This window comes from Paracoccus benzoatiresistens (assembly GCF_026913015.1).
Lineage (GTDB): Bacteria > Pseudomonadota > Alphaproteobacteria > Rhodobacterales > Rhodobacteraceae > Paracoccus > Paracoccus benzoatiresistens.
On the sequence record NZ_JAPTYD010000146.1, the window covers coordinates 1 to 1,629 of the forward strand.

Sequence of the window (1,629 nt, forward strand, 5' to 3'; positions counted from 1 at the left end):
GTCGCATCATCGACTCGGACACACTTCCAATGTTTACAGACACTTGAATAAGGAGTGCATAATGAAACCCGCCTCGCGATCGGACGGATCTGGTTCTCGACCGGATTGGTATCGAGTTCGAGGGTGCCGTCCTCGAGGAAACGGATCAGGCCGGGCCAGTGGGCGAGGGTGTAGCGGATGTCCTCAGCGAGTTGGGATTTCTGTGGGATGCGGGAAAGCTGGACTTCCAGCCAAGGCTTGAGCGCGGCGATGATCGGCGTGGCGTGCTCCCGCCGGGCTGCGAGGCGGTCGGCAGGGAGCTTGCCGCGCACAACCTTCTCGATCTGATACAGCAGTGCGATCTGGCGCAGCATCTCCTCGGCAATGGGCGAGCCCTCGTTCTCGAAGCGCTTCACGAAGCGGCGGCGCACATGGGTTCAGCAATAGACCAGTTGCCACGGGCCGCTCTCGCGCGCGACCTCGGTCAGCGCATTGTAGGACTGATAGGCGTCGCATTGCAGGAACCGGCCGCGGTATCCGCTAAGGAACTTCAGTGGATGCTGCTTTCCCCGGCCAGGGGCATAATGAACCGCCCCGGGTTTACCGGAGAGTAAAACACTCAAAGGATGAGCCCTATGTCAAAGCCGAGATTCACCCCCGCCTATCCGGCCGAGCTTCGCGAACGCGGTGTTCGGCTTTTCCGAGAGAACCGCGGTGACTATGCCAGCGACACGGCTGCCTACAGAGCGATTGCGCCGAAACTTGGCTGTTCGCCTGACAGCCTGCGTGTCTGGTGCCAGCAGGCCGAACGTGATGCCGGTCAGCGCGGCGGTCTGACAAGCGCGGAAAAGGACCGGATCAAGGAACTGGAGCGCGAGGTCCGTGAACTGCGCCAGGCCAATGAGATCCTGAAGAAGGCCAGCGCGTATTTCGCTGCGGCGGAGCTCGACCGCCCGTTCCGCAAATGATCGCGTTCATCGACGATCACCGTTGTGTTTATGGTGTCGGGCCGATCTGCCGGGTTCTGGGGATCGCACCATCGACGTATCATGCCTTCAAGGCCGTCGAGCGCGATCCAGACCCGGCATGGGGTCAGGCCAGGCAGGATCGCCTCGACATGGCTGCCATCAAGGAGGCATTCGACGATAGCCGGGGCCGTTATGGCGCGCGCAAGGTCTGGCACCAATTACGCCGCGAAGGGCACGATATCGCCCGCTGCACGGTGGAGCGGCTGATGAAGGCGATGGGATTGCAAGGCGTTGTGCGCGGCAAGAAGGTCATCACGACCAATCCCGATACTGCCCAGCCATGCCCTGATGACAAGGTGAACCGGGCCTTCGTTGCGGACACGCCGAACCAGTTGTGGGTCAGCGACTTCACCTATGTCTCAAGCTGGCAGGGCATGGTCTATGTCGCCTTCGTCATCGACGTCTTCGCCCGGAAGATCGTCGGCTGGCGCGTCTCGACCTCGATGACGACTGGTTTCGTATTGGATGCTTTGAACCAGGCTATCTGCCAGAGGGGCCCATCCGAGGCTGACAAACTGGTCCATCATAGTGATCGAGGCAGCCAAGGCGATCTCAACCGGTCGTCGCAACACCAGCATATTGTGTTCTCGTCATGAGCTCGTCCAGCGCCTCTGCGGGCGTC

General features: G+C 61.0%; 2 pseudogenes and 1 other annotated feature. Of the pseudogenes, one reads left to right on the forward strand and one right to left on the reverse strand.

The window, feature by feature from the left end:
- Nucleotides 1-602 (reverse strand): annotated as a pseudogene (locus OU682_RS23855) (IS66 family transposase); the annotation flags it as partial.
- A 12-nt stretch (nucleotides 603-614) separates the two neighbouring features.
- Here OU682_RS23855 and OU682_RS23860 point away from each other — a divergent pair.
- Nucleotides 615-1,552: pseudogene (locus tag OU682_RS23860) on the forward strand (IS3 family transposase); the annotation flags it as partial.
- Nucleotides 902-1,018 (forward strand) — a sequence feature (AL1L pseudoknot). Its footprint overlaps the pseudogene before it by 117 nt.
- Nucleotides 1,553-1,629: the final 77 nt, after the last annotated feature.